Source organism: Bradyrhizobium sp. KBS0727 (assembly GCF_005937885.2).
Classification (GTDB): domain Bacteria; phylum Pseudomonadota; class Alphaproteobacteria; order Rhizobiales; family Xanthobacteraceae; genus Bradyrhizobium.
This window is the reverse complement of sequence record NZ_CP042176.1, coordinates 1,911,147-1,924,642: the sequence shown is the minus strand read 5'-3', so window position 1 is coordinate 1,924,642 and position 13,496 is coordinate 1,911,147. Positions and strand designations below refer to the sequence as shown.

Sequence of the window (13,496 nt, the reverse complement as noted above, 5' to 3'; positions counted from 1 at the left end):
GTAAGTCATGCGGTTGGGAAGCGTCAATTACGAGGTCCGGGGCAGCGTTGCGATCCTGACGCTCGACGAGCCGGACAAGCTGAACGCCCTGACGATCGGCATTCGCGCAGGAATCGTCGACGGCTTGAAGCGCGCCGATGAAGACGAGGCCATTCGCGCCATTATCCTGACAGGCAGCGGCGGAAAGGCGTTCTGCGCCGGCGCCGACATCGGCAACTTCGACTTCGAGCCGGAAAAGGCACGCGCGTTCTTTGTAGCCGCGATGGAAGTCCTGTCGGCGCCGGAACGGACGCGCAAGCCCGTGATCGCGGCCGTCAACGGGATTGCCTATGGCGGCGGGTTTGAGCTCGCGATCGCATCTGATTTCATCATCGCTGCCGAGAGCGCGCGTTTCGCGGTGCCGGAGATCAAGCTGGGACTGCTGCCCGGATTTGCCATCGTGCGGTTGCAGGACATCGTCGGACGGGCGAAGGCCAAGGAAATGAGCATCCTCGGCGATCCCCTCAGTGCCGCCGAAGCATGCCGCCTCGGTATCGCCTTACGCGTGGTGTCCGACGACATCCTCATTCGGGAGGCGCTTGCATTTGCGGATCGCATATCCGCGCAACCGCGCCTCGCGGTGGAGATGGCGAAGTCGTTCTACAACCGTGGGCTCGGTAGCGACGAGATGCGTCATGCAATCGACGGCTTTCCGTTCCTGCTGATGCACGCGGATGCGCGCGAGGGGATCAATGCCTTTCTCGAGAAACGCAAACCACGGTTCGGCGAGAAGTAACTGTAACCAACAGCGGCTGCGAGCCGCAATAAAAAGCAAAAAGCGGGGAGAGAAACTTGAAGAGCTACATCCTGGCCGGCGCCATCCTTGCAACGAGCATATCGGCCGCCTCGGCACAGATCTCGGATGATGTTGTCCGTATTGGCGTCCTGACCGATCTCTCGAGCTGGGGTCGCGACACTAGCGGGCCGGGTTCAGTCGAAGCCGCGAAAATGGCGGTGGAAGAATTCGGGCCCACCGTTCTCGGCAAGCCTATCCAGATCATCAGCGCCGACCACCAGATGAAGACCGACGTCGGCGTGCAGATCGCCCGGAACTGGTTCGACAATGGCAAGGTGGACGCCGTGGCCGACATTCCGAATTCGGGCATTGCCATTGCGGTCCACAGCATGGTCAAGGAACGCAACAAGATTGCCCTGCTCTCCGGCCCGGGCGCGAGCTCGTTGTGGAAGGACCGCCGAGCGCGATTGAAGGCTGTTCACCAGCCGCGGTACCGGCGGGATTGTTGTGGCGAGCTGATCCAGATTGACGGGTCGGAGCACTGGTGGTTCGAGGGCCGCGGACCGCAATGCACCCTGCTCGTCTACATTGACGACGCCACCAGCCGACTGATGCATCTGCAGTTTGTCGAGAGCGAGAACACCTTCGACTATTTTGCGGCGACCCGAGCCTATCTAGAACGTTACGGCAAGCCGGTGGCGTTCTATTCGGACAAGCACGGCGTGTTCCGGGTCAACAAGAAGGATGCGGTCCGCGGCGATGGCATGACCCAGTTCGGACGGGCTTTGCATGCGCTCAATATCGACATCATCTGCGCCAACTCCTCGCAGGCCAAGGGCCGTGTCGAACGGGCCAATGGCACGCTGCAGGACCGGTTGGTCAAGGAGATGCGATTAAGCGGCATCGATACGATTGAGGCCGGCAACGCATTCCTGCCGGCGTTCATGGAGAAGTACAATGCGCGCTTTGGCAAAGCGCCGTTAGAGGATCGCGACCTGCATCGGCCGCTCGCCAGTCATGAAGATATCGATGATGCTTTCGCCTGGAAGGAAGAGCGCTCGGTCTCGGTGAACCTGACGCTGCAGTATGACCAGGTGCTCTTCATTCTCGAGCCAACCAAGATCGCACGGTCGCTGGCGCGCAAGCGGGTCACCGTGATTGACTACCCTGATGGGCGGCTGGCGATCCGCTACAACGGCGTCGATCTACCCTACCGCACTTTCGACAAGCGCCCGCAGGTCAACCAGGCCGCCCTCGTCGAGAACAAACGACTAGGGCCGATCCTGGCCTATATCGCCGAGCAGCAGAAGGAACTCGACATGTCCCGTTCCGCCAAGGCGCCGCGGCGACGAGGTCAAAAGAACCACATGTTCAAGGTCGGATAGATAGCGCCCGGGCGGCGCGCTACGCTATCTGAAGGCTTCACGCGCGCCCTCTCGAGCCAACAAAACTCAACCCCAACCAAAGGAAAGGCGGCTAACCTACCCCCACCCGAGTGACATTTCTAACTGGCTCAAATCGTGACTTCCCTAATTGGCGGCGACAGGCGACAGCACCCAATTACACGGCAAAAAACCGAATGCAAAGTCTGCTTTGTGCCGATTTTGTCGCAAAAGTCGAAAATCGAATGACCGCAAAAATCTCGCAAGAGCTGATCTTTGGACTTCTCTGCTGCTGCATCGTTCTTCAGCGCCACTACTGAGACCCGTGATCGATTCTGGATGAAACGATATGGTCCCTCACGCCGCGGCGGGTAAAACGCCTCAGTGGCTCTAAGGATTTTTGTTCGCCACCCCAAAAAGACTTTTGCAACAATATCGGCCGATGAACGGACATCGCGAGACGCAGTTACCAACTCCGAAAAGTGCCGATAGTGTTGAAAAGTCTTTTTTAACTAACGAACGATTTTTTTGGGACCGCTAGCTGCGTCGTTCATGTGGCGACGTGAGGGACCACATCGTTTCACACAGAAACGACCGCAGACCGCCGTATCGGTCCTACAGAGCATTGCAGCGACGGGGACCAGGCAGTTGCGGTCTTCTTAGGCACGATCATAAAGAGATGGCATCATAAACAGATGGCGCACGTTTTATGGCAGCAACGCTGTCTTGAAGTCACCTCGCGACTGCACCACGTTAGGGTCGTCGATGAGACGCGTAGGACTTATCGACATCACGGTAGGCAACGCGATGCGCCTCGGCGCATCGCAACGTTCCGCCACGCGACGCTGCGCGTCGCACCACATCGCTACGCAACGCTTGAGCCGCTGGGGAAGCCCGGCGGCTTGCGCGCGTTTAGCGCGGACGGCCCCTTGAGCCCTGTGGCTCCGAGACGCCTACGGTAGCCAGCCGGAGACAACAAGGGCGCGAGCTAGTCCCGATCCGCCGGTTCACGCCGGCGGGCCTTACTGCCGTGGGTGCAAATCGCCTTGAAGCCAGCGTCCAAGGGACTTGGACTTCATGGGGTCTTCAAACGCGGCAAAGGTCGTAAGTACCTGATTGCAGACAGCGCATTCAAACGTATGCAAGTCGACGCCCCGGACGCGTACTGGCTCGATGCTGACGAGCATCATACGGGCCTTGCAGTTTGGACAGGCGGGGCGCTCAATTGCAGCGAATGGAATGACGGACGGCAAGCGTTGAGATTGGGGCATGATGCTTCCCTCGAACCGGCGGGAGCGCAACACTCTCTGTCACCGGTAATGCCTAGGAGGCGGAGCGGTGATTGTTTGATTATGCGCCGCGAGGGGTCTCAAACACGAGTTAATTCGCAGATATTTGGAAGGAAGGTAAGCGCCTCGCGGAAATTGCGAAACCGGAAGCTCCCACCCGATGCGGTGAGCGTCCGCCGCCAATTGCCAGTCTGGGGCCGGTGGCAACGGCGCAGGGAAATCAAACGGGAGCGTTCCATCCATGATCGAGGGGATTAGCGCGGTCACACTGGGCACCCACGAAATGCCACGAGCCGTCCGATTCTACCGCGCGCTAGGGTTTGAGGTCCTGCATGGCGGCGAAGAGTCTTCATTCACCAGCTTTCGAGCAGGGACGAGCTATCTCAATCTCATCGCCCAGCCTGCCGGGCGGCGCTGGTCCTGGTGGGGGCGGATAATCTTCTACGTTGCCGATGTTGACGCACTTTACGACCGCGCGCTCGCAGCAGGATACCAGCCAGCTTCCGTGCCCCGCGATGCCGAATGGGGTGAGCGCTTCTTCCACCTAATTGACCCCGATGGCCACGAACTCAGTTTCGCTCGGCCTTTGCTCCCGGTTTCCCTCCAATAGCAGCTCGAAGCGGCCTGCCATTCCAAGAGGCGCTGGGAGAGCGTATGGTGCTCCGATGATCCGCGGAAACTCCGCCGCAGCATAGCCCAACGCATCCAGGAAAAGGCCTATGGCGGCCTTCCGGCCGCCACTCGGCGGCTTTTGGAGCAGCTTGTGAAGTCTGCAGTAGCCAAACCCAATGGGCGCCTAGAATCGCCCCGGCGCATCAAGCCCGGTGCCGAGCTGGTGCGGACTTGGAATCGAAAGACCTATCGTGTCGCGGTGCTCCAAAGCGGGTTCGGCTATGACGGCAAAACCTTCGATACCCTCTCGGAGATCGCCACCAAAATCACCGGGACGAGATGGAATGGTCCTCGATTCTTTGGATTGAGGCCGTCGCAGTCTGAAAATGGAGACGACCTTGGCAAATGACTCCTCCAAAACACTCCGGTGTGCCATCTACACCCGCAAATCTACCGAACATGGTCTCGACCAGGAGTTCAACTCGCTGGACGCCCAGAGAGAGGCCTGTGAGGCCTATATCAAGAGCCAGGCTTTTCAGGGATGGAAGGCCCTTCCCCAGCAATACAACGACCCCGCATTCTCGGGCGGCAACCTCGACCGCCCCGCTTTGAAGAGGCTTCTAGCCGACATCGAATCCGACAAGGTCGACGTGATCGTGGTACAAGATCGACCGCCTCACCCGCTCGCTCGCTGACTTTGCAAAGCTGGTTGAGGCCTTTGACGCCAAATCCGTCTCGTTTGTCGCCGTCACCCAACAGTTCAACACCACCACATCAATGGGTCGGTTGACCCTGAACGTCCTACTCTCATTTGCCCAATTCGAGCGGGAGCTTTCAGCCGAGCGGGTTCGAGACAAAGTCGCCGCGAGCCGCCGTAAGGGCAAATGGACCGGTGGCACCGTCCCACTCGGCTACGAGGCCAAGGATAAGAAGCTGGTCATCAGCAAATCCGAGGCCGAGACCGTCCGAACGATTTTTCGTCTTTATCTGGAGCTGGGGTCATTCGGCAAGCTCGTTGGCGAACTTGACCGTCGGAAGATTGTGACCAAGCGCCGCAACACCAAAGTCGCCAAATATAACGGCGGTATTCCATTCACCTATGGTCCCCTCGCCCACTTCCTCAAGAATCGTATTTACATCGGAGAAACCCATTACGCCGGCAAATGGTTCAAGGGAGAGCATCCAGCGATCATGGACCGCTCTACATTCGACCGCGCGCAGGAACTGCTGAAATCCAATACCGTGAAGCGCAAGGTCAAATTCTCAGAAAGTGGCGCTCTGCTCCAGGGCAAGCTCTTTGACGACAAGGACAACCGCATGGGGCCGAGTTTTTCCAGCAAAAATGGCGTTCGCTACCGTTTCTACGTGAGCACCGCGCTCCGTGGTCGAAGGCATGCGGCCGGTTCCGTCACCCGGGTCTCGGCGCCGGAGATCGAAAGTCTTGTCGAGGCCGCGCTTGCCGAAAAGCTCCAACTGCCCAAAGACAAGGTTCTTGCTCACGTCGAAACGATCGCCGTGTCGGACAGGTGGATTCGGTTGGCGTTAAAACAATCAAATGGAAAACGAAGCTCGATTGAGATTCCGTGGACTCCAAAGCCGAAGGGCGCCGCGCAAGTACTTACGCCGTCGGAGGCCAAGGTCGATCAAAAGCTCCTGAAGTCAATTGTCCGGGCCCATGCCTGGCTCGACCACCTATCTAGCGGGCGTCATGCGTCCATAGAGGATCTCGCCGCAGCAGCGGACCTCCATCCTAAAGTTATTCGGCAAGGACTGCGGTTGGCGTTCGTCAGACCGGATCTAACCAAAGCCGTTCTTGACGGTGAAGCGACTATCGAGCTGAAGCACATCCCCAAACTGCTGCCCCTGTCATGGTCGGAGCAGCGTCGATCGGTCGGCTGAATTCGGCTATCGAATGTTATGGAATTTTATGAAGCGATGCCTTACTTGTCCCATGGAACTTTTTCGGCGCACCAAGGGGAAACCAGAACGCGCGCAAGCACGGCCTGTTCACAAAGGTCGCAATCGCCGAACGAAAGCGGATTCAGGCGTTGCTGGCTGACGCGCGGAAGTTGCTGCAAGAGCTGAAATGATTTGGCCCGGTCGAACGTCGCAGGCTGCCGCAAAAGCCTCTCTTGCAAAAAAATGGAGGGATATCGCATAACCCCAGCTGCTTGCCGTCAATCGTGGCGTCCATCCATCGCGTCTCTGGAAGTGACCGTTGTCTGCTTTGCGGTGTGTTGAACAACCAAGCAGTTTGACGTTAGTATCACGGACGACTATTGCTCACGCCAGGAGGAGGACTTCAGTTCATTTCCAGAATTGCGTCCCGGATATAATGCAAAGCGAAGAAGTCCTGAGCTATCTCGAACGGCTTGGCATCACAGCCAAGACCTACGAGCACGCCCCCGTTCATACGGTCGATGAATCGCGCGAGCTTCGAGGAAATATCCCGGGTGTTCATACCAAGAATTTGTTTCTTCGGGACAGCAAGAAAAATTTCTTCCTTGTCGTTACCTGTGAAGAGACCCGGATCAATCTCAAGGCGCTTGGGTCGCGGATTGGAGCCAAGGGAGGGTTATCCTTTGGATCTCCGGACGCGCTGATGCAGAACCTTGGCGTTACTCCGGGGTCGGTGTCCCTTCTCGCCGCCGTCAACGACACCGAGAAGCGGGTGACAATAGTGCTCGACGAAGCCCTGCTGAAGGCCTCACTGATCAACTGTCATCCGTTGAGCAATCAATTTACAACCTCGCTTTCGCCGGAAGGGGTTGCTGCATTTTTGTCCGCAACGGCGCACACGCCCTTGCACGTTTCGTTTCCAGACGACGGGTAGGCGCTCGCTATCGGGCCGACGGGCGCAAGCCGTAGATCGGGAAGGCTTGCGTGAGCGCGGCCACCTCGCCTTTCGCAGCTTCCTCAACGCCCGGCGCAGCGCCGCTGTTCGAGATTGCGACGGCATCCAACACTGTTGCGATCAGGCGGCCAATGACCTCAAACTCCGCGACGCCGAAACCGCGCGACGTCGCCGCCGCGGTTCCAAGCCGAACTCCGGATGTCACGGTCGGCTTTTCCGGATCAAAAGGAATACCGTTCTTGTTGCAAGTGATACCGGCGCGGCCAAGGGCCTCTTCAGCGATCTTGCCGGTTAAACCTTTCTGCCGCAGATCGACAAGCATGAGGTGATTGTCCGTGCCCCCGGAGACGATAGCGTAGCCCATGCGTTTCAGCGTCTCAGCCAATGCCCTGGCATTGTCCACGACATCCCGCGCGTAGGTTCGGAATTCCGGGGTGAGAGCCTCACCGAAGGCCACAGCCTTGGCCGCAATCACATGCATCAGCGGCCCGCCCTGAAGTCCCGGAAAGATCGCCGAATTGAGCTTCTTCGCCAATGCTTCGTCATTGGTCAAAATCATGCCGCCACGCGGGCCGCGCAATGTCTTGTGGGTTGTCGTCGTCACCACATGGGCATGCGGAAACGGCGAGGGATGCACGCCGCCGGCCACGAGGCCGGCAAAATGGGCCATATCGACGAACAGATAGGCGCCGACAGCATCGGCAATCGCGCGGAAGCGGGCGAAGTCCCAGAACCGCGAATAGGCGGAGCCGCCCGCGATGATGACCTTCGGCTTGTGCTCATGAGCCAGACGCTCCAGCGCTTCCATGTCGATGAGTTGATCTTCCGGGCGCACGCCATAGCTGACCACGTTGAACCATTTGCCGGACATGTTGGGCCTGGCGCCATGGGTCAGGTGGCCACCGGCTGCCAAATCGAGGCCCATGAATGTGTCGCCCGGACGCATGAGTGCCATGAACACCGCTTGATTGGCTTGGCTGCCGGAGTTTGGTTGGACATTGGCAAAGGCGCAGCCAAACAATTCCCTGGCGCGCGCGATGGCGATCTCCTCGGCGACATCGACGAACTGGCAACCGCCGTAGTAGCGGCGGCCCGGATAGCCCTCGGCATATTTGTTGGTGAGCACCGAGCCTTGCGCTTGCAGAACAGCGTGCGACACGATGTTCTCCGATGCAATCAGCTCGATCTCATCGCGCTGGCGGCCCAGTTCGCCGGCGATGACGGCCGCGATCGCCGGATCGGCGTCGGCAATATCGGTGCTGAAAAACTGGTTGATCTCGTATTTTGTCATAGCGGCTCCTTCAGCATTCGGGAAGGTTGACGGCGAGACCTCCGAGCGAGGTCTCCTTGTATTTCGACTGCATGTCCCGACCGGTCTCGCGCATGGTCGCGATGACCTTATCGAGTGACACCACATGCACGCCGTCACCATTCAGCGCGAGAGACGCGGCGTTGATCGCCTTGATCGCTCCGAACGCGTTGCGCTCGATGCAGGGGACCTGCACCAGGCCGCCGATCGGATCGCAGGTCATGCCGAGATGATGCTCCATACCGATTTCGGCAGCATTCTCGATCTGCTCATTCGTGCCGCCAAGAACCGCCGCAAGGCCCGCCGCAGCCATCGAGCAGGCACTGCCAACCTCGCCCTGGCAGCCGACTTCGGCACCCGAGATGGACGCGTTCATTTTGAACAGCGCGCCGATGGCGGATGCGGTCAGCAAGAAGCAACGTTCACCTTCGACATCGGCTCCGGCGCAATGATCGCGATAGTAGCGCAGCGTTGCCGGAACAATCCCGGCCGCGCCATTGGTGGGCGCAGTCACGACCCGACTGCCGGCGGCGTTCTCTTCGTTCACCGCGATGGCATAGAGACTTACCCAGTCCATCACTTCATGTGACGACCGGTTGTTCAAGCCGGTTGCCTCGCCGAGCTTGCGGCGCATCCCCGGGGCCCGCCGACGGACGTTCAAACCGCCAGGCAGTTCGCCATCTGTCACCATGCCGCGGTCGATGCAGGTCATCATCACCATGGCAACGCGGTCGAGGTAGGCCTCAACATCGGAGGCCGGACGTCGGCTGACTTCATTGGCCATCATCATCTCGGCGATGCTGCGGCCCGAAGCGACACCGAGTGCCAGCAGGTCGCGGCCCGAGCGAAACGGGTAAGGCTGCGGCTCTTCGGTTTCAGGCCGAGGCAACCCGATCTCGTCTTCACGAACCACGAAGCCGCCGCCGATCGAACACCAGCGTTCACTCAGCAGCACGTTGCCGTGCGCATCGAGCGTCGTCATGGCCAATGTGTTGGGATGATGCGGCGTGGCCCCCACGCCGTCGAAGACGATATCTTTCGCCGCATCGAATGCGATAGTCCGACGGCCGGAAAATCGCAGTGTTTTCCGCTCGCGAACGCCGGCGACAATGCTGTCAGCCGTATCCGGATCGATGGTATCGGGACTTTCGCCGGAAAGTCCGAGCATCACGGCTTTGTCGGTACCGTGGCCCTTGCCGGTCCAGGCGAGAGAGCCGAACAGATCGACGCGCACGCGGTCAACGCGGGCCAGGATATCCAGCTTGGCAACCGTCGCCGCGAAGGCATTCGCGGCCTTCATCGGCCCTATCGTGTGCGAGGACGACGGGCCGATGCCGATCTTGAACAACTCAAAGACGCCGATCATCGCATTGCCTGCTGAGTAGGGAAGCGCCCTTAAGCGAATTCGCGGCGGGCCTCGTCGAGCAACTGCCAGACATAGGGCGCGAACGAGCGCCAAACGTCGATGTGGAAGACATCCGGCGCGGGACGCGACAGCATTATCGTGGCCTTGCCGAAGATCGTGCGCGTGCACATTTCGACCGGGAAGGTCGCCAGCGACAGATCGAGCGGGCAACCGTGATTGAGGATGTAGGCAGCTTCAGGACCCGACAGCGCAAAGGCCTCTGAACGATGACTGACGTTAACCAGCGAACAGGATTGACCGGCCAGTGCGGCATCGAGGCTTGCAAACAGAGCCTCGGGCGCTTCGCCACCCGCTTGCAGCAGCCACTCGTCAGGGCCAAGCCAGTAGGCGGCACGGTCGCTCTTCGCCGAAAAACGGCAAGCTTTCCGCGGCAGCGGGACACCGAAAGCCCGGCCCGCAACATCGACCGCCGCCGGACGGCCGCGGAACACCAGTTTCGAGGTATCGGGAAGCACGGCGAGCGTCGCTGACGGAATGTTGCGCGTAGCAGACGCAAGGCGGCCTAACGAATTTTCGCGTGTGGCAAGATCAGGCATCGAGCCGCGCTCCCTTCGGATCGTAGAAGATCGGCTCGACCAGTTCGACGGTCACGGGCCCATCGGGCATCGGCACCGACAGACGCTCGCCGATGTGGCTGCGGCCGCCGCGCACCAGCGCCAGCGCGATGGAGCGATCGAGCGTCGCGCTCCAGTAGGACGACGTGACGTGGCCGAGCATGGTCATCGGAATCGGCTGGTTTGGATCGGCGACGATCTGCGCGCCCTCCTCCAGCACGGTGTTCGGATCGACCGTCAGCAACCCGACGAGCTGCTTGCGGTCGATCGCCGCCATCGCCGGCCGCGCCAGCGAGCGTTTGCCGACGAAGTCCTTCTTCGCCTTGCCGATCGCCCAGCCGAGGCCCACGTCGTCCGGGGTCACCGTGCCATCGGTCTCCTGCCCGACGATGATGAATCCCTTTTCGGCGCGCAGCACATGCATGGTTTCGGTGCCGTACGGAGTGATGCCGTAGGGCTGGCCGGCGGCGAAGATCGCCTCCCAGACCGCGCGACCGTAGCCGGCGGGCACGTTGACCTCGAAACCGAGCTCGCCGGTGAAGGAGACGCGGAACAGCCGGGTCGGCACGCCGCAGATCTTGCCCTCGCGCACGCTCATATGCGGCATCGCCTCGCGGGACATTTCGATCCCTTCAACGAGCGGCTCCAGCACCTTGCGAGCCAGCGGTCCCTGCACGGCAATAACGGCCCATTCCTCGGTGGTCGAGGTCAGCCAGACATCGAGATCGGGCCATTCGGTCTGGATATAGTCTTCCATCATCGCCAGCACGCGCGGCGCGCCGCCGGTCGTGGTGGTGATGTGAAAGCGGTCCGGCGCCATGCGGCCGACGACGCCGTCGTCCATCACAAAGCCGTCCTCGCGCAGCATCACGCCATAGCGCAGCCGGCCCGGCTCGAGCTTGGTCCAGGCGTTGGTGTAGATGCGGTTCATCAGTTCGGCGGCGTCCCGGCCGACCACCTCAATCTTGCCGAGCGTCGTGGCATCGAAGATGCCGACGGCCTGCCGCGTCGCCTTGCATTCGCGCGCCACCGCCGCATGCATGTCTTCGCCAGGCTGCGGGAAATAATGCGCGCGCTTCCACAAGCTGACGTCCTCGAAGACAGCGCCCTGCGCCACAGCCCAGTCATGGATCGGCGTCTTGCGCAGCGGATCGAACAGATCGCCGCGCGACTGGCCGGCGAAGATACCGAACGTGGTTGGCGTGTAGGGTGGACGGAAAGTGGTGAGTCCAACCTGGGGCACCGGAATTTTCAGCGTCTCCGACACCAGGCCGAGTGCGTTCATGTTCGAGGTTTTGCCCTGGTCGGTCGCCATGCCTGTCGTGGTGTAGCGCTTGACGTGCTCGATCGAGCGAAACCCCTCGCGGATCGCGAGCCTGACGTCCTTCTCGGTGACGTCGTTCTGGAAATCGATCCAGGCGCGGGTCTTCGACGGATGACCGCCATGCGGCGTCACGCCGATGAAGCCGTTCGTGCCGACGCTATCAGCTTCGGCCGTGATGCTGCGGCTGGCGGCACCGTCAAAGCCGGCCGCCTGCGCAGCGCTGATTCCACCGGACGCGCCATCGTTCAGGACGGCATCGAGATCATAGACGCCGCGGCAGGCGCCGACCGATCGCTCGCGTTCGACCGACGTGCCCGGCAGATAGGCCTGCAATGCTTCGTCATAAACCAGCTTGCCGCGCGATTGCGAAAACAGATGGACGCTCGGCGTGAATCCGCCGGACATCAACAGCAGATCGCAGGCGATGGTTTCGGAGCGACCGCCCCGCCCATACACATCCTGCTTGCCAAGGCTGACGGAACCGACACGCAAACGTCCGCTCGTCCCGGTCACGACGGTCGCGGTGCGGACATCGATCCCGGCGTCGCGGGCGCGGTCGATCCACGGGCCGCTCGGTGTCGCGCGCAGATCGGCGATGGCCGCGATGGCAACACCGGCAGCCTTCAGGTCGAGCGCAGCGCGATAGGCGCTGTCGCAGGCCGTGAACACGACAGCCTTGTTGCCCGGCTTGACGCCGAAGCGGTTGGCATAGATGCGCGCGGCTTCGGCCATCATGATGCCGGGCCGGTCGTTATCCGGAAACACCAGCGGCCGCTCGAGCGCGCCGGTCGCCAGAACAACTTCCCTGGCGCGCACCTGCCACAGCCGCTCGCGCGGCAATTTCGGATCGGCCTTGGCCACGTGATCGGTGACGCGTTCGCAGAGCCCGAGGAAATTGTGCGGATACCAGCCGAACGCGGTGGTGCGCGGCATCAACGTGACGTTGGGGCGCGCAGCGAGATCGGCCAGCGCCCTGGCAATCCAGTCGCCGGCCAGAAGGCCGTTGATGGTCGCGCTTGTGTCCGCAAGCAATGAGCCACCCATCTCGGCCTGCTCGTCGCAGACGAAAACCTTTGCGCCGGTTGCGGCGGCTGCCAGCGCGGCTGCGAGACCCGCGGGACCTGCCCCGACGATCAGCACGTCGCAATGCGCATAGATCTGGGTGTAGCGGTCGGCGTCCTGCTTTTCCGGCGCGCGCCCTAGGCCCGCGGCACGGCGGATCAGCGGTTCATAGATCTTCTTCCATGCAGCCGGCGGCCACATGAAGGTCTTGTAGTAAAACCCCGCGGTCAGGAACGGCGCAAACATTTCGTTCACGGCGCCGACGTCGAATCCCAGCGATGGCCAGCGGTTCTGGCTTTCCGCCACCAGTCCTTCGTAAATCTCGACCTGTGTCGCCCGCAGGTTCGGCGTGTAATGCGCATCGTCGGCACCGACGCCAACCAAGGCATTGGGCTCATCGGAACCGGCGGTGACGATGCCGCGCGGGCGATGATATTTGAACGAGCGTCCGACCAGATGCACGCCATTGGCCAGCAGCGCCGAAGCCAGCGTGTCGCCGGCAAAACCCTGGTAGCTCCTGCCATCGAAGCTGAAGCGCACGGGTTGGTCGCGCGCGACGCGGCCTCCGGACGGAATGCGGAAATGGCCGCTCATCGCGCGGTCTCCTTGCCATCGGACGATAGCTCGGGGCGTGGCTGCCCGGCGGGATAGGTGGTCGCGATGGTGTCGCTGATGGTGTCGCGCAGCACGTTGAAGAAGCGGCCGCAGCCGTGCAGATGCCGCCAGCGCTCAGCGTGAATGCCCTTCGGATTGGAGCGCATGTACAGGAAGGTCGCCCAGGCCTCGTCGTCGAGGCCGGAGGGATCGACGGGGCGCGCGATATGCGCCTCGCCGCCATAGCTGAATTCCAGCTCGGCGCGCGGACCGCAATGAGGACAGGTGATGAGAAGCATGATCGCGAAGTCCTGC

Annotated in this window: 11 protein-coding genes and 1 pseudogene; 7 read left to right on the top strand and 5 right to left on the bottom strand. The window is 61.1% G+C overall.

Annotated features, from left to right (window positions below):
* Positions 1-7: 7 nt before the first annotated feature.
* The 7 genes and pseudogenes from FFI89_RS08865 to FFI89_RS08840 all read left to right on the top strand — a co-directional run bounded on the left by FFI89_RS08865 (position 8) and on the right by FFI89_RS08840 (position 6,891).
* Positions 8-775 (top strand): enoyl-CoA hydratase/isomerase family protein, encoded by a 768-nt coding sequence (locus tag FFI89_RS08865; protein ID WP_246669391.1) that lies wholly within the window; start codon positions 8-10, stop codon positions 773-775.
* 56 nt (positions 776-831) lie between these two features.
* The gene (locus FFI89_RS08860; RefSeq protein WP_168212837.1) at positions 832-2,160 is read left to right on the top strand and encodes an ISNCY family transposase; all 1,329 of its coding nucleotides are present in this window, start codon (positions 832-834) and stop codon (positions 2,158-2,160) included.
* A gap of 1,527 nt (positions 2,161-3,687) precedes the next feature.
* Complete coding sequence (locus FFI89_RS08855) at positions 3,688-4,056, top strand: VOC family protein (protein WP_138834760.1); 369 nt, start codon at positions 3,688-3,690, stop codon at positions 4,054-4,056.
* Between the two features lie 81 nt (positions 4,057-4,137).
* The gene (locus FFI89_RS08850; RefSeq protein WP_138836202.1) at positions 4,138-4,467 is read left to right on the top strand and encodes a DUF2924 domain-containing protein; all 330 of its coding nucleotides are present in this window, start codon (positions 4,138-4,140) and stop codon (positions 4,465-4,467) included.
* A pseudogene (locus FFI89_RS35340) lies at positions 4,445-4,886 on the top strand (recombinase family protein); the annotation flags it as partial. The gene FFI89_RS08850 and the pseudogene FFI89_RS35340, both read left to right, overlap by 23 nt.
* 105 nt (positions 4,887-4,991) lie before the next feature.
* Entirely contained in the window at positions 4,992-5,957 is a 966-nt protein-coding gene (locus tag FFI89_RS35335) for a recombinase family protein (protein ID WP_371722504.1), read from the top strand.
* Between the two features lie 436 nt (positions 5,958-6,393).
* Positions 6,394-6,891, top strand: coding sequence for a prolyl-tRNA synthetase associated domain-containing protein (locus FFI89_RS08840; RefSeq protein WP_138834758.1), 498 nt, complete (start codon positions 6,394-6,396; stop codon positions 6,889-6,891).
* 7 nt (positions 6,892-6,898) lie between these two features.
* Here the strand turns inward: FFI89_RS08840 and glyA are convergent, their stop codons facing one another.
* Genes glyA through FFI89_RS08815 form a run of 5 tightly spaced genes read right to left on the bottom strand, consistent with a single transcriptional unit; the run spans position 6,899 to position 13,480 of the window.
* Positions 6,899-8,203 (bottom strand): serine hydroxymethyltransferase, encoded by a 1,305-nt coding sequence (gene glyA, locus FFI89_RS08835; RefSeq protein ID WP_138836200.1) that lies wholly within the window; start codon positions 8,201-8,203, stop codon positions 6,899-6,901.
* A 10-nt stretch (positions 8,204-8,213) separates the two neighbouring features.
* Positions 8,214-9,587 carry an L-serine ammonia-lyase gene (locus FFI89_RS08830; protein ID WP_138834756.1) on the bottom strand — a complete coding sequence of 458 codons (1,374 nt, stop codon included), beginning with the start codon at positions 9,585-9,587 and terminating at the stop codon, positions 8,214-8,216.
* A gap of 29 nt (positions 9,588-9,616) precedes the next feature.
* Positions 9,617-10,183 carry a sarcosine oxidase subunit gamma gene (locus FFI89_RS08825; RefSeq protein WP_138834754.1) on the bottom strand — a complete coding sequence of 189 codons (567 nt, stop codon included), beginning with the start codon at positions 10,181-10,183 and terminating at the stop codon, positions 9,617-9,619.
* Positions 10,176-13,181 (bottom strand): sarcosine oxidase subunit alpha, encoded by a 3,006-nt coding sequence (locus FFI89_RS08820; RefSeq protein WP_138834753.1) that lies wholly within the window; start codon positions 13,179-13,181, stop codon positions 10,176-10,178. Before FFI89_RS08820 ends, FFI89_RS08825 begins: the two co-directional genes overlap by 8 nt.
* Entirely contained in the window at positions 13,178-13,480 is a 303-nt protein-coding gene (locus tag FFI89_RS08815; RefSeq protein ID WP_138834751.1) for a sarcosine oxidase subunit delta, read from the bottom strand. The genes FFI89_RS08820 and FFI89_RS08815 overlap by 4 nt, the downstream gene beginning before the upstream one ends.
* Positions 13,481-13,496: the final 16 nt, after the last annotated feature.